The sequence below is a fragment of the Heyndrickxia sp. FSL K6-6286 genome (genome assembly GCF_038630395.1).
In the GTDB taxonomy this organism is placed as follows: Bacteria; Bacillota; Bacilli; order Bacillales; family Bacillaceae_C; genus Heyndrickxia; species Heyndrickxia oleronia.
Genome location: NZ_CP152029.1, coordinates 4,932,451 through 4,955,944 on the forward strand (window position 1 = coordinate 4,932,451; position 23,494 = coordinate 4,955,944).

Genomic DNA, 23,494 nt, shown 5'->3' on the forward strand with positions numbered 1-23,494 from the left:
ACCCCTTAAGATTGAATTTTCTGTATTCATTATACAATATTATTTTCAAATGTTTTCCATCCAGAGGCGGAATTTCCATCAGACCTTCTTTACATTTATAAAAGCCAGCCAAAATATCATTTTCTCAAGGACTAACATGCTTAGAATGACTTAATTAAAAAATGCTGTTCTCATTTATTGTTTCAATAAAGGTAGCAGACATTATGAAGTTTGTAGTGCAATGAGTGGGAGCAGTCTGCAACCTGTATGAATGAATGAAGAACAAAAAAAAATAAACTAGACATCTTGTCTAGTTTATCTTATCTTAATGATGTAATTTCGGATATTTAGGGATGTTTTTAACTTCGCCCAGCACTTTGAAGATTTCTAGTCGGGATTTCGTTTTTGAAAGCTTTACCCCAATTTCCGCAAAGTTTGCAATGACTTTCTTTAATTGATCATGATCTCTTTTCAAGGAAGATCACCTCTTCAAATATAACATCTCCTCATATTTTACCCTAAACTAACTACGATGTATATTGATTTCAAAAAATTTTAATATTTTTTTGTTTAATTCTTAACCATTTCTACATCTGATTCTGTATGATACACCATCTTTTCTTTACTCATTAGGAAAATGAAAATAAAAGCAAGAACAGCAGGGACTAATGCCCACATAAACGTTTGAACAATTGATGATGATAGACTGGTTGTTATTTTCTCAAGAATCTCTGCTGGCATCTGGCTCCTTGCATCTGTTGCTAGAATTGCATTAGGATCTATTGAAGTACCTTTAGGCACTGGACCCATATTTCCGAATGCAACTTCCATTTTATTCGTAAATACATGATTTTGTATCATACCAAAAACCGTTATTCCGATCGTCATTCCTAACGAACGAACAAAGTTACTTGTCGATGTTGCTGAACCCCGTTGCTCCATTCCAAAGCTATGAATAGCAGCCATTTGTAGGACAGAGAAAGAAAAACCGACACCTAATCCTAGAATAATCATATAAAGAGTTAACATGTATCTTTTTGTCTCCGGTGTTAAGGTTGTTAATAATAAAATACCAATGATCATAATCGCCCCTGAAAGGAACATAATATTTCTATAACGCATTTTTGTTGTTAGAAATCCCCCTATTTGGGCTGTAACAACAGAACCCAGCATCATTGGAAGGAGAATTAAACCTGAATTGGTTGCACTTCCACCGTACACACCTTGCACGAAAATAGGAATATACACAGTTGCGGCCATAAATGCTGCACCATAAAATAAGGCTACGATTGTACTACCAGCAAACAATCTTTTTTGAAACATCGGAAAAGATATAATCGGTTCAGATGCCTTTCTTTCAATCAAGATAAAGATGGATGCTAGTACAACAAACCCAGCAAACAAGCTTATAATCGTCGATGAATCCCAGTCATACTTTTTACCACCAAGTTCTAGGGCAAACATCAAGCAAACAACAGCACCAACAAGGGTAATGGCACCCCACCAGTCTATTTTTTGTTGTACATGCAGCTTTGATTCCTGATAAAATACTATGACAAATACTAAAGCTAAGATACCTAATGGAAGGTTAATCAGAAACACCCAATGCCAGCTAATATAATCTGTAATATAAGCACCAATTAATGGACCAAAAATGCTGGAAAGGCCAAAAACTGCACCAAATAAACCTCCCATTTTCCCCCGTTTTTCTGGTGGAAATATATCAAAGACGATCGTAAAGGCAATGGGCACCAATGCACCTCCACCTATCCCTTGAATAGCACGATAAATGCTTAATTGCGTAATACTTCCAGCTGTTGCACACAGAATGGAACCTAACATAAATATTATTAAGCCCATAATAAAGAATCGTTTCCTACCAAACATGTCTGATAGCTTTCCAAAAATAGGCATTCCCGCCATCTCAGCTACCATATAAGCAGATACCACCCATACAAAACTGTCGATACCATCTAAATCACCGACAATGGTTCCCATTGCAGTAACAACTATGGTATTATCCATCGAAGCCATGAGTATACCTAATAATAGACCTGCTACGACAAATCCTAATTTACTATTTTTATTTACCATACATTCAACTCCTTGTTTTTATAGCAATCTGTTCTCTTTTACTTCTGTTGATTTATGCTGTTTAAGACTCTCTTTATACTCAACCAATTCAATATTGCAGCCGGGACCTAATTCGACACTTTTCCCCCTCACAACTTTGGCAGTTGTGTACTCTAGATAAATATGATCACCTTCTACTAATTCAGTTGATAGAGTCCCCTCACCTTTTCCTATCCCAAGAAACGTTGACCTTCTCTTTATAGAAATCGTTTCACCGCCTATTTCTGACACTCGATTGTCTCCAAATTTCATACCAATATTGACTTTTTCAGCATTTAATAGACCATCAATTTCAAACCCACCATCCAATTGTAGGTTTTCTACCTCACAGTTACCTTTTACTGATATGCCTCCTTTTACATCGAGCTGTTCACCAAGTATATTTCCAGCAATATCCCCAGTCCCACGAATCGAAATTTTCACACCAGAAATATCTCCAGCTACATCCATCGATCCATAAACTTTAATAATCTCTGATTTTATATTTTGATGCAGTTCAACAGTGCCATATGCTGCAAATGCCTGTGCCTTCACGTTACCTAATAATGAACCATTGCCATGAACTTTAAATTGAAGGCATTCTATATCATCAGTAATCGATCCATCGCCTTTAATCTTGACCTTGTCAAAATGTCCGCCTCCACTACTTCCTGATCCAAATATATTGATGTTCCTTTGTTCCATTTCTTCTCCCCACTTCCTATTTTCATTGATTACAGCTTCGTATGTTCTTTCACTTTGGACCCTTTTGTATTGGTAAAGTCCTCGAAATATTCAACTAAATCAATCTCACAGTCCTTCCCTATCACAACATTATTACCCCTTACTATTTTCGCTCGAACACCTTCTAGATAAATGTCATCTCCTTCGATGACTGTTGCCACTAATCGTGAGGGAAAGAGAGTTTTAAAGATTTTTATCAAACCATACGATTTCTGCCTAACCCTTATCGATTGTCCGCCTATTTCTTTTGCCATACATTCTCCATATAAAGTAATGTCAATATCTTCTGCATTTAATAGGCCACCAATTTTAAAAATTCCTTCCGATACGAATTCCTCCGTCTCACAATCTCCTCCAATAGTAGCCTTTCCATTTATTTTAAGACGTTCTCCTTTAACCATCCCACCGATTGAACAGCTTCCAGAGATCCTAAAAGATTCGTAAGTAACATCTCCACCTAAAGTGCTATGACCATCTACCGTTATATCTCTGCCCACTAAATTTCCATTGATTTTACCTTTACCATTTATTTGTACTCGATCAGCAGTTACGTTTCCATTTACATTGCCAAGACCATTACAATCGTATTTATTGCACTTAATATCACCTACAACGGTTCCCTTCCCATTAACACTAACATCATCAAAGCTCCCCCCGCTTGAACTTCCAAAACCATTAATGATTAAATCCTTTTTTTCAACACCCATCTTTTGCCCCTCCAGTTAGATCCATTTTGATTTTAATTCCTCTAAACAACTAGATAACGAAAGGCGAGATACCATTTTGGTCCCACTTTCAAAGTAAAGTGCATCACTATTTGAAGCTAAAAAGCATGAAGACATTCCAAATTTGCGAATAAATATGAGCTCTGCAGTTTTAGGATCTACTTTTAAATAATAATCTGTTAATACCTGCAAAACGATTTTCCCTTCGTCAAGATTGATCTCTCCAGATTCCAACAGCTTTTCAAGAATATAAATAGTTAGCGTATGTTCAAATGAAAACTCCTTCATTTGACCCATATTATCTATAAAAAAGTCTATGACTAGTTTTGAAGCAATACCTCGTTTAATCATTTCATCTTCATCAAGACTTAACTTTGTGAGATCAGGAGAAAATACATCTGCCAGCTCATCTAGAGAAAGATTCTCCTTCATCAGTTGAATCTTTTCAATTCTTTCAAGAATTCTCTCCTTCGGAAAAAAGGTTTCCTGCCCAGTAAAGGTTGATTTTCGAATAAACCATTCCTCTGGGATTAGATTTTTCCGCTTCCATCTGTATAACTGTCCATACGATATTCCAGTCATGTCTAATAAGTCCTTTTTTGAAATTAACTCTTGACTCATTGTTTAACGACTCCTTTCATGAAAACAATGTAACATAACACTGTTACGTTTGACAATAATTTTTTATATAAATTTTTAACCCAATTTAAATTCAGGTAATATCGCATGGTTAAATGAATCTAACTATGTATACTTAACTCAAAAAAAGCTTAGAAAATACCTGTAGAATCAATAATATCTCTGTATCCTTTATTGAATAAAAACGCAGGCGGTTGGGCTTTTACAGAAGTAAAAGAATATAAAAAAAGCCAAAGAAAAACAGCCTTCATAAAAGACTGTTACACTGTTTTATTCTATTACCTTTATATTACGTTTAGTCACTTACCATCCTCTGAATAAGCTCTGCAACGGTTTCTTCCTTGCTTAGTCTCGGGCTTTGCCCTGACCAAAGTGACATAAATTCCCGATTGTTTTGTTCCCCAGCAGCTCTTCGGATATCCTTTGTTAGTTCATTTTGATAAGGATAACATACTAGTGCATCTTTTTTCTTGCTCATTTCTTTAATAAAATGGTTGTTTACTCCTCTTGCATACTTTCCTGAAAAAACAGAGGTAAGGACTGTTTCATCCTCTGTAGCCTGAATAATCGCTTTTTTATGCTGTGGATGAGCACCACTTTCCTGACAAGTAAGAAATGCAGTACCCATTTGTACTCCTTGAGCACCTAGACATGTAGCTGCCTTCAAACCTCTCTTATCCATAATTCCTCCAGCAGCAATAACAGGAATAGTCACATGATCATTAATTTGTGGGATTAAAGACATAAGTCCAATTCCACTTTTCTCTGGGCTTTCTAAAAACGAACCACGATGACCTCCTGCTTCGCTTCCTTGAGCTACCACAATATCTAATCCAACAGCTTCAATGGCTTGTGCCTCTTTCACAGTAGTAGCCGTACCGATTAACAAGATATCCTTTTCTTTTAATTTCTTAACAATAGATTCAGTTGGAAGACCAAATGTAAAGCTGCATACAGGTACCTCCTCCTCTAAGATAATCCTTATCTGTTCTTCATATGCTTGTTTAGGCTTGGTGAATTGGCCCAAATCGGGAATTTTTAATTCCTCTCGATAGATTCGCAACTGCTTATCCGCCATCCGTATTTCTTCATCGGTAGCAACACATTGTTCCGGTACAAATAAATTGATTCCAAATGGATTAGTAGTTAAACTTTTTACTTCACGTATTATTTGCCTTGTCTGATCCGCATTCAAATAACCCGCTCCTAGCATTCCTAAAGCACCTTCATTCGATACAGCAGCAACTAATTGCGGTGTTGTTATTCCTCCTGCCATTGGTGCTTGTATAATAGGATATTTAACAGAAATTCTTTTCATCCACTCATGCATCAAGCCCATCCCCCCTTATTTAAAAGCATTGTGTTTATTACATATCTTACACTTTTCGAGCAATTTCTCCTTCTTTTAGCTTATTTTTTAGAAGTAATGGAATATTTATGTAAAGTAAGCTAGAATAATGGTAGATATTCTACCTATCGGAGGTTCATTTATGGTCTATCAATCTCGAATTTTTCATTTATTCAAACCAGCTACGACTTTCTATCAACTCCAAAAAGCTGAAACCATTTATAGCCTAAAATGGAGAATACTATTACTGTTTTTCCTTAGCACAGTCATTTTCGCCGTTCAAGGATACTATGGAATCGGTTCTTCTTCAATTTCAACCACATTAACATTAGATCCTAGAAATATTTATGAATGGCATAAAGCTCTATTTATTATAGGAAAATTACTATCAGGAATAGCATATGCCTCCTGCATATTATTTGTACCAGCATTATTATTCAATATGATGACAGAAGTATCATTTTATAAGCTAGTTGTTCTACAGGTATTTGTCCTGTTCATCCTCTTAATTGAGCAAATAACCTACATCCCCTTGTTACTATTGCTTCATTTGGATTGGTATTCCTCTCCACTTTCTTTCGGGATCATTGGACAATATATTACGAAGATACCTTTTCTTATTGCCTTATTTGGCTGTATTTCTATCTTTAAAATCTGGGGAATGTATATTCAATTTACGGGATTGAAAGTACTGTCTGAAATGAAACGTTTACCGTTATTTGCAATAGTATTCATTATCAATCTATTATTTTGGGGAATTTCTGCATTACTTACTTATATGGATTTCTATCGCTTATTATAAGGTTGGTGAAGATCATGAAAAAATGGCCATATCTTCTTGCTCTTGCAATTATTTTCATAGGGATAAACCTTTTTTTACTAGAAAAGAAAGATAGTAAAGTGTCTCAATTACACTTCGTTCCAAAGTGGGATATGGTAAAAAAAGAGAGCTTAGTACAATCATTCTCAAGTAACGGGGTAGTTATTCCTTCTGAAACACATCATGTATATATAGATAAAGAAGTAGGTTTTAATCAGTTTTTAGTAAAGGAAGGCGACGTAGTAGAGACAGGAACCCCTTTGTTCGAATACTCTACTTTTACTTTAGAAAAGCAGCAAAAATTGCTTGATGCAGAAATTGAACGGTTAGAGAAGGAAATAGAAAGTATTGATGCATCCATCCAGAACCTAGAGGCAATGCTATCGTCTGCTGAAACAGACGAAAAAGCCTCAGAAAACAAGGATGATCAAATTCAAGTAGTACCCAAAACAGCTTCCTACTCCATTAAACTGGAGATAAACGATAAGGAACTTACAAAAGAAAAGCTCGAACAGCGTATCGATCAATATAATGATCAAAAATCAGGTTATAATGATGAAGCATCGAATTTAACTATCGTTAGTGATACTGCAGGGGTCGTTAAAAAAGTAGCCTACGATTTAAATAATCCGGTCATTACTATCGTTTCATCGCAACCTATTATTCAAGGGTATTTATCAGAACAACAGCAGTCAAAAGTGAAAAGTGGGATGCAGACGCTAACTACCACCCATCTAATAAAAGGTAAAATGAAGGGAGTCATAGAAAAAGTAGGAAATACTCCAAAGAATGATCCAGATGTTGATAAACAATCAGTTTATCCATACGAAATAGCTTTAGATAAACCCAATTCTAAATTACAGGTTGGCTATCATGTAAAGTCGAACATTATAACAAAGGAAATAAAGGATGCTAAGGTTATACAAAAAAATAGCGTAGACCATCAGAAAAATAAAGAATTTATTTGGTCATTAGACCATGGTCTAGTCAAGAAAAAGGAAATTCAAAAAGGATTGCAAGTTAATAAAAAGCAGCAAATTAAAGATGGAGCAAATATTGGTGACTTATATATCACAAAACCGCAGCAAATTAAGAAACCTGGGGAATTTATTACGTCTCTAAAAATCACTAAAATAGATAAGCAAGCAATAAAAACAGTTGGATTAAAATCCTCGGTTAAATATATACTGATTGGTTTATTGCAAAAATAAGAATAAGAGCGCTGAAAAAGATGGCGCTCTTATTCTTTTTAACATATGGCATCATAAAAGAATATTTTAGCGCCAACCTCAAAAGCTAAAGAATAAAACGGATGAGGTGGCAGCTTATGAAAATATTGCTTTCGGTATTATCTTTATTATCGCTATTCTTCTATTCATCACCATTCTTCGCAAGAGCAAGTGAACAAACTCCTAAAAAAGTGATATTTATGGTCATGGATGGAACCAATTCAGACGTAATTACATTATCTCGCTGGTTTAAAGGTCATCCACTTGCGCTTGACAGTATTCTTGTAGGCGGTGTACAGACGTACTCCTTACGATCCGGTATTACTGACTCAGCTGCTGCGGCAACTGCAATGGCCACAGGTAAAAAAACTGTCGAGGATATGATTGGTATGATTCCTTATATGGATCGAGAAATAGGCTCTATTGCACGTCCAACTTCCACTATACTGGAAGCAGCAAAACAGAAAGGAATGGCCACAGGAATTGTTGCTACATCCCCTATTCAACATGCAACACCTGCCGCATTTTCTGCGCATTCTAACTCAAGAAATGATTATGATGACATTGCAGAACAACAGGTTTATCAAGACATGGATGTTGTATTAGGCGGAGGCAAGATGGCCCTTCTTCCAAAATCAACGAACCCGAGTAGTTTACCACAACACTTATCTGGAATAGGGTCAACACTTCCACTGTATCGAAAAGATGGAGAAAATTTAATTCAAATACTAAAAAAGAAAGGATATCAATACATCGAAACAAAAAAACAGCTCAATTCCGTATCCAGTTCTAAAATTTGGGGTACCTTTGCTACAGAGGATATTGCATATGAGTTTGACCGCAAACGTTTAGCTCCTCAGCAACCTTCATTAGCACAAATGACGAAAAAAGCGATCAATGTATTATCAAAAGACCCCAACGGCTTCTTTCTCTTTATAGAAGGGAGTAAAATAGACTGGGCAGCTCATAAAAATGATCCAGTTGGGATGATAAGTGAAGTTCTATCCTTTGATTCAGCAGTTAAAGCAGCTTTGGATTTTGCAAAAAGAGATCAGAATACCCTTTTAATTGCGGTAACGGATCACGGAAATAGCGGGCTGACGATGGGAAACACTAATACGAATCATTCTTATTATAAAATGCCTGTGTCAAAATTTATTGATCCATTAAAAAAAGCTAAATTTACTTTAGCAGGCTCCATTTCCCGCTTGAAAAAGGATCAATCAAACTTAAAGAAAATAGCACAAGATTATGGCTTAAACCCACTTTCAAAGCAAGATTATAAGCGATTAAAAACAGCCAAGAATCTTGAAGATGAAATGGCTAACCAATTAGCCAAACGGGCAAATTTAGGCTTTACTACTAAGGGACATACTGGTGAAGATGTATTCTTATATGCATATGGACCAAATAAACCCACAGGATTAATTAACAATACAGAAATTCCAAAAATAATCGCTTCTTTCCTACAGGTTGAGTCCTTTCAAAAGCTAAACAAACTTCTTTTTGTTGATGCCGCGGACTATTATGAACAAAAAGGATATCTTACTAAAATCGATCGCTCTAATAAAGAAAATCCTGTATTTATTGCTAAAAAAAATAATGAAACAATCAAATACCCTGCAAACAAAAATATTAAAGTTTTCAATGAAAATGTTGTAGAATTAGATGGAATTACTATTTGTAACGGAAATAAGTTCTGGATCAGTATTTTAGAAAAGCAAAAAGGTGCGGGGCCCACTCCCTCATCCTAAACCATAAAGAGAATGTATTGTTGGCATTAACTTAATAAGGAGGTGTTTTATTTGCCAGTAGATATCAACCTAATAGGAGAAGAATTGCAAAAAACATTAGATCCTAACAATGAAAATCATCAGAAACTTATCCAAAAAGGATTGCTGTTATACCGGCAACAGCTTGTATATCAAAAGAAAACATCTCAATCGTCAATAACTGCTAAAGTACAAGATGTAACCCCTGTAGAGGTTGTCTTGCATAATGATTTAAATTCTAGCCACTGCTCTTGCCCAATAGAAGGGATCTGCCGGCATCAGCTGGCACTTTTCTTTTCTACCTATAGTGAAACTGGCAGTGTTTTTGAATGGGTACAAGACTGGAAAAAGAACGATTCATCCAAACAGATTTTACAAGGAATAAAAAGAGGGAGTGACTTATTAAAAGCAAAAACTCCTGCTGGTGTAGATGATGGTGTAGAAAACTGGTTAAACCGTTTCCAACAAGCCTATCAAGGAATTGATATAACCAATGAATTTGTATTGGAGGTTTCGTGTAAGAATAAATATCGAAGTTTGATTGAATCGAGCCCTTCTCTACGAGAATGGAAACCACTATTCCAGCTATTTGCAGCGTATGAGTCAATAAAAATCGTAAATAGAATTTGCTCTTCTCAGCATATACGAACATTCAAGCGATATTTTGATTATATGCTGGATGAAGCAGATGAAGCGTTAAAAGTTCTCTCTGTAGCAGCAGCACCTTTCGCATTTGATGAGTATTTAAGGTATTTGCGTGAGGACTGTATTTTTTTACTACAAGAACCCACATATTATGAATTAGAACTTGTCGAATTTTACCAATTGCTATGGACATTATTATTTAAACAATCCATTTGGCGCAAATTAGAGCATAAACGCTTAAATGACATTATGGAAGACGATCAATCCAAACGTGTTAAAATCGGCTACATACATATTTCAATTCTATGCGGCTATGACGATCTCGCATTAGATGAGATACAAAAATACGGATCAGAAATCTCATATTTCTCATCATACTGGCTTAAGTATTTAAGTGAACAAAAACCTCAGGACCGATTTTACCAATACGTAAATACAATATCTGCATTTATTCCAGAGTATTTAGAAACGGAAAATGAATATGACCGTCTTGTTTTTATTCGCTCATTTTTTCAAAACATTGATGAGGGTTCCTTAGCAGATCAGAACCCACTCTTATTAGAAAAAATCTATATCCAAGCATTACCCCATACTTATTATCAATTTAGTGATCACTTATTTCGGCAAGAAAAATATAAGGAATGGGTTGAATTACAGCAGTATAAAGGGATCGAGTTAGAATTTATCGATCGTGGCAAATTGGATATTATCTCCAAAAATAATCCTAGTTTACTTATGCCACTTTATCACGATGCCGTGGAATTTTCCATTTCAAATCGTAATAGGGACTCATATAAAAAAGCGGTAAAATATTTAAAAAAACTTAGGACCATCTATAAGAAGGAAAAAATGATGGATTTTTGGGATACTTATTTAGAAAATTTATTGCTTAAGACGAAGAGACTACGTGCGTTTCATGAAGAATGCAAAAGGGGCAAATTGATCGATGCTTAAAACAATGATGCTAAAGGTTCAAATTAAACCTTTAGAAGATGGACGGTTCTTTATCTATGTCAAAGATATTAATCAATCCTTTGTTCACCCTAATGATTGGAGAAAACAATTATTTATATGGCATAAAGAAAGCTATTTTGGAACTTCTTTGGATATTGAAACATTCCAAGGTGTAGATGGCATTACATTAAATAGCTGGGAGCTTTTAACTTTATTAGCGAATGAAAATTTCAGCTCCATTATTCAATGGGACTGGGATGAAGTAGGGCAAATGTTTCTTGGTGTTGCTTATACAATGTATGAAGCTATACGCTCTGGGTCCTTTTCCCCGCTTTTTTCTAAAACTGATCCGGTCATCCAGTGGCCACTACCCCCTTATGTAAAGGAGGACTTCCATGAATCGTTCTGGACTCGGCCAATAAATGACACAACCGTATTAGAAATGGTTGAACATTGGTTTCAATCAGCAGTTGAAAACTATTATTTATCAAATCCTAAATTAAAGCAGAAAGTATCATCTTTAATCCATTCAAACTTATTACCAGAAGAGCTTACTTCCTATTTTAGTGACCAGAGTTTTCAACAGTGGGTGGCATTAGAAAATAAGTTACCCTTCCATATCGGATTACGCTTAACAGAGCCTGAAATGGAAGATGAGCCTTGGAAATTAGAAACAATTCTCCGCGATCGGAAAATAACGGATCGTTTATATCCAATAACAAATTATCCTGATAAATGGAGAAAATTTCAAGGAGATATAACGGAAGAACAGCTTAGGTGGATTAAGCTTTTTCCTTGGCTAAAAGATGGAAATGGATTAACAGATCAACTAGACGAGGATCAGGCATGGAGTTTTTTAACCGATGTCAGTGAGAAACTTCTAGTACTAGGTGTTGAAATATTACTACCTTCTTGGTGGATAGCTATGAAGGATGCACAAATCACTCTCAAAGCAAAAGTAAAACAATCCAGCGCTAGCTACCGACCGTCATTTGTCGGACTAAATGCAGTGGTAGATTTTGATTGGCGTTTATCCGTTAACGGTTCAGAACTATCCGAGGCAGAATTCCAACAAATGATTGAAAGTAAACGGAGATTAATCAAAGTCAATGGTGAATGGGTAAGATTAGACCCAAAAATGATTAGACAGTTACAAGAGCTCATGCAACGTGCACAGAAAGAAGGATTAAGAGTTCGTGATATTCTTGAACAAGAATTCATAGAAAATGATGAGGAAGCATTAGAGGATTATGACCCAAAAGCATTTGCTAAAATACAAATTGAACTAAACCGGTCTATTAAAACACTAATAAATCAACTGACCGATATGAATAATATCCCTGAGACCTCTATTCCTCAGGACTTTCAAGGAGAATTACGTCCATATCAAGTTCAAGGATATAGTTGGTTAACCTTTTTAAGAAAATACCAATTTGGAGCAATTTTAGCTGATGACATGGGTCTTGGGAAGACGGTTCAGTTACTTACATACTTATTACATGTGAAGCAAACCACTCCTGCAAATGGGCCCGCACTAATTATTTGTCCAACATCAGTGCTTGGAAATTGGCAGAAAGAGTTTGAGCGATTTGCCCCAAATATGAATGTAGTATTGCATTATGGTCCTAATCGTTCTAAAGGAGATGGATTTATTCAGTCACTTCATAATGTTGATATCATTTTAACAACCTATGGCTTATCCCATCTTGATTTTGAAGATTTATCACTCATTGAATGGAGCACGATTGCCATTGATGAGGCCCAGAATATAAAAAATGCAGGGACAAAGCAATCACGAGCTATCCGTAAATTAAAAGGCAGTCACAAAATCGCATTAACCGGAACACCGATGGAGAACCGTTTATCGGAATTATGGTCGATATTTGACTTCACGAACCACGGATTCCTTGGGACATTCTCTCAATTTCAAAAAAAATATATTTTGCCAATTGAAAAGGATGGCTCTGAAGAAAAAATACGTGAACTACAAGCAATCATTCGACCGTTCCTACTAAGAAGGACAAAGAAAGATCCTGAAGTCGAACTCAATTTACCAGATAAAATTGAGGAGAAAGAGTACTGTCCGTTAACGACCGAACAAGCTTCTCTCTATGAACAGCTTATTCGCGATACTTTTGATGAAATTGACAAATTATCAAGCTTTGAACGGAAAGGGCTCATTTTAAAAATGTTAGGCCATCTAAAACAATTATGTAACCACCCAGCTTTATATTTGAAAGAAGAGGAACCTAAGCATATTGAAAAACGTTCCCATAAAATTGAAAAGCTTATCGAGCTTCTTTCAACAATTTTAGATGCTCAGGAAGGCTGTTTAATTTTCACTCAATATATTGGGATGGGGAAAATAATTCAACAAACACTAAAACGCCATTTCCAACTAAATGTCCCATTTTTAAATGGAAGTATGCCGAAGGCAAAACGAGACGAATATGTACAGGCGTTTCAAAATGGCGAATTTCCAATCTTCCTTATATCATTAAAAGCGGGGGGTACAGGGTTGAACCTTACTGCAGCCAATCATGTCATTCATTATGATCGGTGGTGGAACCCAGCAGTAGAAAATCAAGCAACTGACCGTGCTTATCGGATAGGTCAAAACCGTTTTGTTCACGTTCATAAATTTATTACAACCGGTACACTAGAGGAAAAGATTGATGCCATGCTCGAAAAGAAACAAGCGCTAAATGATGAGATCATCCAAAGTGATAATTGGATTACAGAACTTACAAATGTAGAATTACAACAATTACTTTCCCTTTCATAAAACAAATAATTGGGGCAACCTGAAAAGGGGTATCATCATACACCAATTGAATCAAAATTTTGTCTGCTTTCTTAATTTAATGAATGGTAGTGTATGACTCCTTTTTTCAGATAGCCCCATATTTTATGAGGAGGCATCGGAGGTTCGATTTTTTCTTTTTATCTGATGAGGAGGAAATTGGAGAATATCTTTGGTTTAGATAGTAATATTTTGATTAGCATCATTAAGTTGTTTCTCTAAATAATTAGTTTGTATTGAAAGATTAACAGCACGTTGATTGATTTTTCCTAAAATAAGGATTAGGTCTTCTACCACTTTCTCTAGTTTTTCTATTCTCAACTTTAATTCATCCATACCAATGTCCTTTCTATTTATGATGTGTGCAGTTCCCTATCTTCTGACGGTTTACCACCTAGAAATTGTACTGAATTTGCAACAACCTCTGTTACATACACCCTCTTTCCTTCTTGATTTTCATAGTTTCTAGTTTGAATCTTCCCAACAAGTCCTAAAATAGAACCCTTAGAACAATATTTAACTGTATTTTCTGCAGCTTTATTCCATAGCGTACAAAGGACAAAATCCGCATCATATTCACCGGAACTATTTTTATATTGACGATTTAAGGCAAGTGTCACATTTGATACAGCTTTCCCCTCCATTGTATAGCGCAGCTCCGGATTTTTTGTTAATCTACCTACTAATGTCACTTGATTTAACAAACATCAATCATCTCCTTTTCTTTATTTGACCTTATCATATCTAGATTTATTCAATTGGTAAAATGATGGAAATATACTTATGCGGTTAAAATTTGTTATAAAATGGTGAAATTTGAACGCGAAAAGGCCATTTTTAAAAGCATGAATGTATGAAATTACTTTTTTTCATGCCTTTTCAAGTTCTTAATATATTATGGTATAATTTTGACAAATAACTTAGGAGGAATTTCAATGAAGACCTTCAAAATTGTTTCACTACAAGTCATTGATAATGAAAATATAATAGACATCGTATTAGAAGATGGATTAATTATTAATAAAGAGGATGGAAAAATGACTTGGCTAATCGAAGCATATACAGATAAAAAATATTACGATTTTTTCCGAACAGCTCAACAAATGACCAAAGATTTAAAGGTACAAGTCATTATAACAAATGAAGCGAATGATCCAGCTCCATTTAGAACCCACATCCGCTGTATAAAACTATTTGAAAAAAATATGAGTGTGTTACTTGAAGGCCATTTAAATGTAAAGAGAAACGAATATGCGGAGTTATTATTAAACGAGTTGGTGCAAGAGGGCTTTGCGGGTGACAATTTATTAGCAGAATTTAAAAATCGAATGCGTAAAAAGACTAAATATCCAGTATCAAAAAATAATTGATATCGGATTATATAAAAAGCTCTATCAGCTCCTGCCGTTGAGCTTTTTATAATGTTTCACTATCTTAAAAATGAATGTAAAAGGCTCTTTTCTACTATTTGTTACTTAAAAAATGTCATTTAGGAATATTCTAATTTCCTAATAAGGTTCTTAACAGCCATGCGAAAAGAGCCTTTATAAAAAAGCTCACATGTTATGTCTATTTGGTTTTGCTTTTCAGAGAATTAATTAAAAACTTCGCTTCCATCTTGCAAGAATAGGAGTCCTTATTATTATGCTTCCGTTGAAGGTTTTCAATGGTTTTCATTTGTTCATCTGTTGGTGCTTCTGAAAGGATTTTCTGAATGGTTTCGTTAATCTTGGCAGCTAATTCTTCATGGAAGGAAGGATCCTTTTTAATATCATCACTCAACTTATCGTACCAAGAGGCATGCTCATTTATATACACTTGCCATTGTTTAATAAAATCCTCTATATTATACTTTTTTTCATCCCAACCAATTTTCTCCATATATTGTTCAAAAACGGTTGAAATAGATCGAGAGATACTTATCTTCAATCCTGATGGTAATGAATGTAACATCTATGTAAAATACCCCCTAAATAATAGATTATTTAGACCATTTTCTACTATATCATAATTAAACACCTTGCAACAGGCATAATCACATTAACATTATTGTAAATCTTGGTAAATAGAAAAGGAACACTATTTATGAATTTTACTCTATTTTTTAATATTGAGCAACTATTTATAAATTACTGCATTATTTACAATAAAAAGCAGGGACACCCCTGCTTTTTATTTCTTATTATTATCTTTATCTTTATTGTTATTCATATTTATATCAGTATCATCTTTATCAATTTTATTATCAGTATCATTTGTATCAGTATCATTAAGGTCATTCGATTTATCGTTTAAATCACTGTCATGTAACTTATTATCATCCACATCAGTACCATCGCCAGTATCGTTATTGTCATCATTAACATCTGGGGTATTATGATCATTTACATCATTTTTATCAACATCATTTACCCCATTATTATTGTTGGGCGGTGGAGGATTTTGATTATCATTATTTGCACACCCTACAAGCATAAGTGCAGTAAGTACTGTTGCACCAAATAGTTTCATGAACTTTGTCATTTCGCTAATCCCCTTCCAAATGTTCTTCATTATGAATTTAATTTATGACCTGATATTACTATTCCCAATTGCCATAACTCCATTCAATACTTTAGTAGCAAAATACAAATGGGGCTATCTTCGTATAGTTTGTTGCTTTATAAAAACTCTACAACCATTCTTATACACCTTTTAAAAAAGTTTGCAGCTCGTGTTTCATTAAAATGAAGGGAATTAACGATATTCAACCTATATGTATAGTCAAAAACTTTACCTAAATAGCCTTTATAAATAAAAAAATATAAAAAGAGAGATCTGCCTCAAAACAGATCTCTCCTTTCAATTATTTCTCTAATGCAAACATCATTTCTGCTTCACAAACAAGCTCACCGTTTACAGTTGCAATGCCCTTTCCCTTGCCAATTGGCCCTTTAAAACGGATCATCTCTACCTCTAGTCTTAATTGATCACCAGGCTTAACCTGGCGCTTAAATCGGCATTTATCTATACCAGTAAAGAAAGCAAGTTTTCCACGATTTTCTTCTTTTTTTAACATCGCAACTCCACCTACTTGTGCAAGTGCCTCTACAATTAAAACACCCGGCATAACTGGATATTCTGGAAAATGTCCATTAAAAAAATCCTCATTGCCTGTTACATTTTTAATCCCTACCGCACTCTTTCCTTCTTCAACTTCTAAAATCCGATCAACTAGTAAAAATGGATAACGATGCGGTATAATCTCTTTTATTTGTTTAATATCTAACATTACAATAATCTCCTTTATTCATGATAGATTTTTTTAGGCTCTTTTCACAAACATATAACTAATTAAGTAAAGTATTACCTAAAGAAATATTGGCTACAGACTACGACACCTTTCATTTCTTTGAGGAAAGAGCTACAAACCCCATAAGATTCGCTGAACTGAATCCTTTATAGAATGTAGAAGCCGGCAGTTGTTTTTTTGCAAATGCCAAATTATTCGGAAACAGCCATTTTTAAAAGGTAAACTTAAAAAGGAAAGGAATCATCCTTTCCTACTTTTTTTTCACTAAATCAATTATATGGGTCCAGGTTGACTTTTTCAACGCATCCATCGGATTTCCATCACCAATCACCCCATAGCCAACAACAACACCCGCAAGTAAACTAGCAACCAAAGCTATGACAACAATTATTATTCTTAACCAAATAGGGATAAGGCGAATGCGAATTTTTCGCTTTTCCTTCATTGATGGCTTGTTTTTTAACTTTTCTTTTTTTAATTGTTCACGAGTTTTCGGACTTTCGTGGATTTCCTTTTCCATCATTGAAAAAACCCCTTTAAACTGAACCTCTTTAACGAATTCCGTTAACTAGACCCATCATCTGATCAGATAACGAAATTGCTTTAGATTGAAATTGATAGGATCGTTGAACATTAATCAAGTCTGTCATTTCTTTACTTAAATTAACATTTGAACCTTCTAGAGATCCTTGTTGAATCGAAACTTGATTTCTCAATGGTCCAACTAGTTCGGTTAGGATGTCATTAACCGTCACCCCAGCATTTGCAGGTACTCCAAGTAAATTCTCGCCCATCTGTTCTAGAAACTGAGGCTTCTTAACGGAAACAATGCCAAGATTAAATTCCTGCTTTTGTCCATTCGTTAAGGTCACTTCAAACCTTCCGTCAGATGAAAATGTATATTGACTACTATTCCCACTAATCGAAATCATTTGGTTATTTTCGTCTAAAACTGGATAGCCCTCACTATTAACTAGAAGCATCTCATTTTGATTTATCGGTGATAAATATAGTGCACCGTCACGAGTATAACGAATATTACCTTCTCCATTATTATCAACTAATACCTTCATATATTGACTCTCATTAGTAAAGGCAATATCTAAAGGTCTACCCGTTTGTTTTAAGCTTCCCTGTTTTGTCACCATTTGTGACTGTGCAAGCTTAGCCCCGACACCTACACGTATTTCATTAGGAGTTAATCTCCCTATTTCCTCATTCTTATTCGGTTGATTATTAAATGATTGAGCTAAAAGGTCGGTAAATGTAGCTTCTCTTTTTTTGAAGCCATTTGTATCAATATTAGCAAGATTATTACTAATGATGTCAAGTTGTTTTTGCAATTGGTTCATTGTATTCGATGCGACAATCATTGATCTATTCACAGTTATATTCCCTCACATTGCATTCTATTAGCCATTCACTCTTCCTATTTCATTTACCGTTTTCTCCATACTCCGGTCATATGCCTGTAATACCTTCTGATTGGCTTCAAACGACCGATAAGCAGAGAGCATTTCTGTCATTGTTTGTGATACATCAACATTCGATCTCTCTATATATCCTTGTTGAATACGGAATTGATTATCTACAGCGTTTGGAAGTTGTTCCTCGTTCTCTGTACGATATAATCCGTCGCCTTCTTTCATAAGGGCATCTGGATTATTGGTATATGCAATCCCTAATCGACCTACTTGGTTACCATTAGAAGTTATTACCCCGCTATTACTCACAGTAAATTGATCATCAGGTAATTGAATGGGTCTGTTCTGGTCATTTAATACATAAAGACCACTAGCTGTAGTTAAAAAGCCATCTGAATCAATTGTAAAATTCCCATTACGTGTATATTTTACTTGTCCACTAGCATCCTGAACTTTAAAAAATGATGAGCTTGTATTCCCATTTAAATCTATAAGTGCTAAATCTGTTTTTAATTCCGTCTCTTTTAAATCACCTTGTAAAAACTTAGGAATCGTTTCCTGCATGTAAACCCCAGTATTTAATCCACCAATTGGTTGAAACTTAGATAGTGATAACGAGTTATTTACTGGTAAGCTTTTTGAATCAAGTCTCTGCAAAAGCATTTCAGGAAATGCTCGAATCATTGATTGATCACTCTTAAATCCGGGTGTATTTGCATTAGCCATATTATTAGTAAGTAAATCTGTTTTTCTTTGCTGTGTTATCATTCCTGATGCAGCAGTATAAAAACCCCTTAGCATATAAGTTACACCTCTTCATTCATCTACTGTATATTAAATGATTCTTCCTTTTGCAATTTTGTCCATGTTCTCAAGCATAATACCAGTACCAATTGCAACAGAATCCATAGGCTCTTCAGCTACTAATACAGGCACTTTTAACTCTTCTGAAAGTAATTGATCAATACCGTGTAGTAAGGCTCCACCACCAGTTAAAATGACGCCACGATCAATAATATCAGCTGATAGCTCAGGAGGAGTCTTCTCTAATACATTTTTAGCTGCCTGAACAATTACAGATATAGATTCTCGTAGGGCTAACTCAACCTCTTTTGAATTAACAGTAATTGTTCTCGGAAGACCAGTTACCATATCACGACCGCGAATCTCCATCTCTTCATGTCTAGAACCAGGAAAGACAGTTCCAATATTTATCTTTATATTTTCCGCTGTGCGCTCACCGATTAAGAGCTTGTATTCCTTCTTAATATATTGAAGAATCTCATTATCAAATTTATCCCCTGCCATCTTAATAGATGCTGACGTAACAATATCCCCCATAGAGAGTACCGCAACATCTGTCGTACCACCACCGATGTCTACGACCATATTCCCGCTAGGCTGAAATATATCCATCCCTGCACCAATGGCTGCTACTTTTGGTTCCTCTTCCAAGTAAACCTTTTTACCGCCACTTTTTTCAGCAGCTTCTCTAATTGCCTTTTGTTCAACACTTGTGATATTCGTTGGGCAGCAAATAAGAATTCTTGGTTTTGATAAGAACCCCTTCACATTTAGCTTATTGATAAAATGTCTTAGCATGGTTTCGGTTACATCAAAATCTGCAATAACTCCATCTTTCAATGGACGAATGGCGACAATATTTCCTGGTGTTCTTCCGACCATCCTACGTGCTTCTTCTCCAACTGCCAGAACTTTATTAATATTTTTATCGATAGCTACTACTGATGGCTCATTTAATACAATTCCTTGCCCTTTTACGTGGATCAATACATTTGCCGTTCCTAAGTCAATTCCAATATCCTTTGCAAACATGAAATGAAGCTCCTTCCATCATCTTTCCTGCGATTTTTTTTATTTATGTAAAGTTTTATATGTACAAAATTTTTTATTTCCCTAAGTTAATATTCTAGCATATTTTTGTCGATATTAGGAATGTATTGTCATAAATTTATGTTTAAAATTTGGAAAATTTTTATGAAACTTTTCCTTTATCAATAGGAAAATGCACCTATTCTATATTTTTTCGAAATAATTTTAAAACATTATTGATCATATAGATTATCTACTAGTTCTACAGAGTCCACTATATAAATTAAGAAGCAACCTTATTAGATTGCTTCCCCATTTATTAATTACTTTGTAATTCTTCCTTTTTATATTTTTGTTTCGTGGCTTCTCCACCACGAAGATGGCGAATTGATTTATGATAATCTAATATTTCTTTTACCTCATTAGCAAGTTCAGGATTTATTTCTGGTAATCGTTCAGTTAAATCTTTGTGGACAGTACTTTTGGACACGCCAAACTCCTTCGCAATGACGCGAACTGTTTTTCTCGTCTCCACGATATACTTTCCAATCTTGATAGTTCTCTCTTTGATGTAATCGTGCACACCGCTCGCCCTCCCTAAATTGGATGTGTGAGAAGTGCGAAATGAGACTCGCTCTTATAATGAATATGCTAGTTCCCGCGTGTGAGATTTGCAATTTCATAAATAAATTCTCAAAAGCGGCAGAAAGTTATTAATAACTTTCCATTTTACAATGACTAATCAAGTACGCAACTATATCTATAGGAAATGGGTTAACGATTCCTCACCTCAAACCTCTCTTTGTTTTTGTCAAGTTTGTAACATTTTATTAGCTTGGATAAAAATATATGCACAAAAACAATAATAAGGACAAGACTAATGTAAATATTTCTGAAAAATATAACAAAACCGTTTATATTATGTAGTTTTATTTCCAAATAAAAAAAGGGGTATCTCCCCTTTTTTTAGTTGTTAACCTTGTGAATCTTTGTTTTCTGTTTGATCCAATGCATCATCTTTCTTATTTTCGCCATCCAATGAATTGGATTGGCTTTCGTCGGCTTCTCCATTTACATTTTCATTATTTTGCTCTTCCTTCACATTTTCCTTCATGACTTCTTTAATGGAAGAAAGTGGTTCTCCAAAATAAGATACAGGATTTACCGGAACATTATCTTTTCTAATTTCGAAATGCAAGTGTGTCCCAGCCTCTTGGTTTAATTGACTAGTATTGGAGGTAGCAATTACTTGACCTTGCTTTACTTTATCTCCAATACTTACTTTAATGTCTTTAACCGATTGATATTGAGTCACAACACCATCATCATGCTTAATTTCTATTACATTTCCTAATAAATCATCATTTTGTATATTAGAAACTGTACCACTTAATGCAGCTGCTACTTGGAATTCCTTTTTGTCCTTCATCGTAATATCAATACCACGATTTGGTTCATAAGTTGATCCATAAACTATCATTGCCGCCTCTTGCTTCTCTTCTGATGCATTTGCGTCATAGAATTCTTTTTCAATTTGGGCCTGCTTTTCATTTTTTACGGGCCACTTGAAGTTTTCTACAGATTTGTTTACTTCAACCGCAGGATTTTTATATCCATCTTTGCCTAGTTTATCCCCTTGATAGCCAAATTCATCCTTTGCTGATTGATTTCCTGCTGATTGGTACCAAAAGATTGCTGTAATGATTAATGCAGCACTTGCTAGATAAATAGCAGGATAAACCCAACGCTTTTTAAAAAAGTTTTTTGTACCTTTTTTTCGAGAAGTTAGTTTCTTTTCTTCCTCTCTCATTTTCATCACCTCAGCAACCATTTTGAACACAAATGAGCAAATATATACATTATTTCGAAAAAAATTTTAAAGTCTTTAGTATTCGACATAGTTATTAAAAATATGCATTTTTTATTAAAGGCTTTTTCATATAGTTTGTTGCTTTTGTATATGCCTACTGAGGGCTTTTAAACCTAATAAAGGATAGAAGGGTTGGTAGCTCTTATCTCAGTGAAATGCGGAGTTTAGCGTTCTTAGCAGATATTTACTAGTATACCTATTTTGCAATATTGTTTGAGGAAAGCCCTTAATAAAATGGTCATTTTGACAACAAAAAATAGCTTGTAGACTTTACAAGCTATTTTTCATTTCTATTATTTTTTCGCTGTTACTTTTTCTAGAAACGGTTTAGTAGAATCAATTTGAACACCTTGGTAGTAATGCTTTACAATTTCTTTATAGTTCTTCCCCTTTTCAGCCATTCCATTTGCTCCATATTGGCTCATTCCCACTCCATGTCCGTAACCCTTCGTTGTTATAATTATATTGTCCCCTTTTCTAATCCATTGAAAATCAGATGATCGCAAATTTAACTTACTACGAACTTCTCTTCCAGTAAACTGCTTTCCCCCTATCATAACCGTGCTGACTCGTTTCCCTTTTGTTAATGATGTAATAGCCCCAATATCTGTTCCATTAAGTTTGACACCCAACTGACTTTCAAAATCAGTGACACTAATTGTTTTTTGGCTTTGAAATTTTGGTGAATTTTTATCCCAAGGGCTTTCTACACTTTTTAAATAAGGGATAGCACTAGACCAATACTCCTCAGAGTTTTCAGTAAATCCATTACTTGTAGAGAAAAATACGGCATCAATTGGCGTTCCGTTATATGTTAATATTTCACCAGATGTTGCTTTTACTGCATCTGTAATCTTTTTTAATCGCCAATTATATTCATCTCCCCATTGTTTTTTTAACTCAGTTTTATTTTTGAAGACTTGATCACTGATCGTGTCTGTAATATTAGCCCCTTCAGGAAGGTCACTATTCCCACCTAGTAACAGATGCCTAATAATAAAGGTCCTTGCAGCTAAAGCTTGAGCCTTTAACGCTTCTTCTTCAAAGTCAGCATTCATCTCTGAGGCTACAACTCCTACAACATATTCTTCAAGAGGCAATGTTTCAACTTTTTGACTTTGATCGCGATATACTGACACCTCTATGGATGGTGTAACAATATTTGATTTTGGCTTTTTTACATTGTCATCAAGCTTTCCACTTGCTTTTCCGGAAGAGTAGGGAAGTACAAGTAGGGTTGGAATGGTGAAGGATACGACTAGAACTAGGACTGTAATAAGTATAATGAGTTTATATTGCTTCATG

At 34.9% G+C, this 23,494-nt stretch carries 24 protein-coding genes; 6 read left to right on the plus strand and 18 right to left on the minus strand.

The features are described from left to right. Positions 1-304 precede the first annotated feature (304 nt). The 6 genes from MHI39_RS24765 to MHI39_RS24790 all read right to left on the minus strand — a co-directional run bounded on the left by MHI39_RS24765 (position 305) and on the right by MHI39_RS24790 (position 5,529). Entirely contained in the window at positions 305-454 is a 150-nt protein-coding gene (locus MHI39_RS24765; RefSeq protein ID WP_169792996.1) for an Lmo0850 family protein, read from the minus strand. Between the two features lie 95 nt (positions 455-549). Beyond that, complete coding sequence (locus MHI39_RS24770) at positions 550-2,073, minus strand: MDR family MFS transporter (protein ID WP_259548395.1); 1,524 nt, start codon at positions 2,071-2,073, stop codon at positions 550-552. Between the two features lie 18 nt (positions 2,074-2,091). Continuing rightward, a complete protein-coding gene (locus MHI39_RS24775) occupies positions 2,092-2,796 on the minus strand; it encodes a cytoplasmic protein (RefSeq protein ID WP_259548396.1) in 705 nt (234 codons plus the stop codon). A 29-nt stretch (positions 2,797-2,825) separates the two neighbouring features. After that, on the minus strand, positions 2,826-3,542 hold the full coding sequence (locus MHI39_RS24780) for a polymer-forming cytoskeletal protein (RefSeq protein ID WP_259548397.1): 717 nt from the start codon (positions 3,540-3,542) through the stop codon (positions 2,826-2,828). Between the two features lie 15 nt (positions 3,543-3,557). Beyond that, positions 3,558-4,181 (minus strand): YhbD family protein, encoded by a 624-nt coding sequence (locus MHI39_RS24785; protein ID WP_278890822.1) that lies wholly within the window; start codon positions 4,179-4,181, stop codon positions 3,558-3,560. Between the two features lie 313 nt (positions 4,182-4,494). Then, a complete protein-coding gene (locus MHI39_RS24790; RefSeq protein WP_259548398.1) occupies positions 4,495-5,529 on the minus strand; it encodes a nitronate monooxygenase in 1,035 nt (344 codons plus the stop codon). A gap of 160 nt (positions 5,530-5,689) precedes the next feature. Between MHI39_RS24790 and MHI39_RS24795 the strand changes: the two genes are divergently transcribed. The 5 genes from MHI39_RS24795 (at position 5,690) to MHI39_RS24815 (ending at position 13,752) form a co-directional block, all read left to right on the plus strand. Beyond that, on the plus strand, positions 5,690-6,349 hold the full coding sequence (locus MHI39_RS24795) for a hypothetical protein (protein WP_259548399.1): 660 nt from the start codon (positions 5,690-5,692) through the stop codon (positions 6,347-6,349). A 14-nt stretch (positions 6,350-6,363) separates the two neighbouring features. Next, positions 6,364-7,578 carry an efflux RND transporter periplasmic adaptor subunit gene (locus MHI39_RS24800; RefSeq protein ID WP_259548400.1) on the plus strand — a complete coding sequence of 405 codons (1,215 nt, stop codon included), beginning with the start codon at positions 6,364-6,366 and terminating at the stop codon, positions 7,576-7,578. A gap of 116 nt (positions 7,579-7,694) precedes the next feature. Further along, the gene (locus MHI39_RS24805) at positions 7,695-9,350 is read left to right on the plus strand and encodes an alkaline phosphatase (RefSeq protein WP_342540424.1); all 1,656 of its coding nucleotides are present in this window, start codon (positions 7,695-7,697) and stop codon (positions 9,348-9,350) included. A 51-nt stretch (positions 9,351-9,401) separates the two neighbouring features. After that, positions 9,402-10,967: an SWIM zinc finger family protein gene (locus MHI39_RS24810; RefSeq protein WP_342540425.1), complete on the plus strand. Its 1,566-nt coding sequence runs from the start codon at positions 9,402-9,404 to the stop codon at positions 10,965-10,967. Next, entirely contained in the window at positions 10,960-13,752 is a 2,793-nt protein-coding gene (locus tag MHI39_RS24815) for a DEAD/DEAH box helicase (RefSeq protein ID WP_058005292.1), read from the plus strand. Before MHI39_RS24810 ends, MHI39_RS24815 begins: the two co-directional genes overlap by 8 nt. A 195-nt stretch (positions 13,753-13,947) precedes the next feature. Here MHI39_RS24815 and MHI39_RS24820 read toward each other — a convergent pair whose 3' ends face one another. Then, a complete protein-coding gene (locus MHI39_RS24820) occupies positions 13,948-14,106 on the minus strand; it encodes a hypothetical protein (RefSeq protein WP_342540426.1) in 159 nt (52 codons plus the stop codon). A 17-nt stretch (positions 14,107-14,123) separates the two neighbouring features. Then, positions 14,124-14,474, minus strand: coding sequence for a single-stranded DNA-binding protein (ssb, locus tag MHI39_RS24825; RefSeq protein ID WP_058005291.1), 351 nt, complete (start codon positions 14,472-14,474; stop codon positions 14,124-14,126). A 231-nt stretch (positions 14,475-14,705) separates the two neighbouring features. Between ssb and MHI39_RS24830 the strand changes: the two genes are divergently transcribed. Then, the gene (locus MHI39_RS24830) at positions 14,706-15,140 is read left to right on the plus strand and encodes a YwpF-like family protein (protein ID WP_342540427.1); all 435 of its coding nucleotides are present in this window, start codon (positions 14,706-14,708) and stop codon (positions 15,138-15,140) included. 199 nt (positions 15,141-15,339) lie between these two features. Here the strand turns inward: MHI39_RS24830 and MHI39_RS24835 are convergent, their stop codons facing one another. The 10 genes from MHI39_RS24835 to spoIID all read right to left on the minus strand — a co-directional run bounded on the left by MHI39_RS24835 (position 15,340) and on the right by spoIID (position 23,493). Next, positions 15,340-15,723, minus strand: coding sequence for a hypothetical protein (locus MHI39_RS24835; protein ID WP_058005289.1), 384 nt, complete (start codon positions 15,721-15,723; stop codon positions 15,340-15,342). Positions 15,724-15,942: 219 nt separating this feature from the next. Next, positions 15,943-16,293: a hypothetical protein gene (locus tag MHI39_RS24840; protein ID WP_058005288.1), complete on the minus strand. Its 351-nt coding sequence runs from the start codon at positions 16,291-16,293 to the stop codon at positions 15,943-15,945. 322 nt (positions 16,294-16,615) lie between these two features. Beyond that, the gene (gene fabZ / locus MHI39_RS24845; RefSeq protein ID WP_058005287.1) at positions 16,616-17,041 is read right to left on the minus strand and encodes a 3-hydroxyacyl-ACP dehydratase FabZ; all 426 of its coding nucleotides are present in this window, start codon (positions 17,039-17,041) and stop codon (positions 16,616-16,618) included. A 271-nt stretch (positions 17,042-17,312) separates the two neighbouring features. After that, positions 17,313-17,585 (minus strand): DNA-directed RNA polymerase subunit beta, encoded by a 273-nt coding sequence (locus MHI39_RS24850; protein ID WP_058005286.1) that lies wholly within the window; start codon positions 17,583-17,585, stop codon positions 17,313-17,315. A gap of 28 nt (positions 17,586-17,613) precedes the next feature. Further along, complete coding sequence (locus tag MHI39_RS24855) at positions 17,614-18,447, minus strand: flagellar hook-basal body protein (protein WP_180212337.1); 834 nt, start codon at positions 18,445-18,447, stop codon at positions 17,614-17,616. A gap of 27 nt (positions 18,448-18,474) precedes the next feature. Continuing rightward, complete coding sequence (locus MHI39_RS24860) at positions 18,475-19,287, minus strand: flagellar hook-basal body protein (protein WP_058005284.1); 813 nt, start codon at positions 19,285-19,287, stop codon at positions 18,475-18,477. 33 nt (positions 19,288-19,320) lie between these two features. Further along, positions 19,321-20,322 (minus strand): rod shape-determining protein, encoded by a 1,002-nt coding sequence (locus tag MHI39_RS24865; protein ID WP_058005283.1) that lies wholly within the window; start codon positions 20,320-20,322, stop codon positions 19,321-19,323. Positions 20,323-20,638: 316 nt separating this feature from the next. Further along, positions 20,639-20,902, minus strand: a complete 264-nt coding sequence (gene spoIIID, locus MHI39_RS24870; RefSeq protein ID WP_058005282.1) for a sporulation transcriptional regulator SpoIIID — start codon at positions 20,900-20,902, stop codon at positions 20,639-20,641. 390 nt (positions 20,903-21,292) lie between these two features. Continuing rightward, a complete protein-coding gene (locus tag MHI39_RS24875) occupies positions 21,293-22,129 on the minus strand; it encodes a M23 family metallopeptidase (RefSeq protein ID WP_065107303.1) in 837 nt (278 codons plus the stop codon). 353 nt (positions 22,130-22,482) lie between these two features. Then, entirely contained in the window at positions 22,483-23,493 is a 1,011-nt protein-coding gene (gene spoIID / locus MHI39_RS24880) for a stage II sporulation protein D (RefSeq protein WP_058005281.1), read from the minus strand. Position 23,494 lies beyond the last annotated feature (1 nt).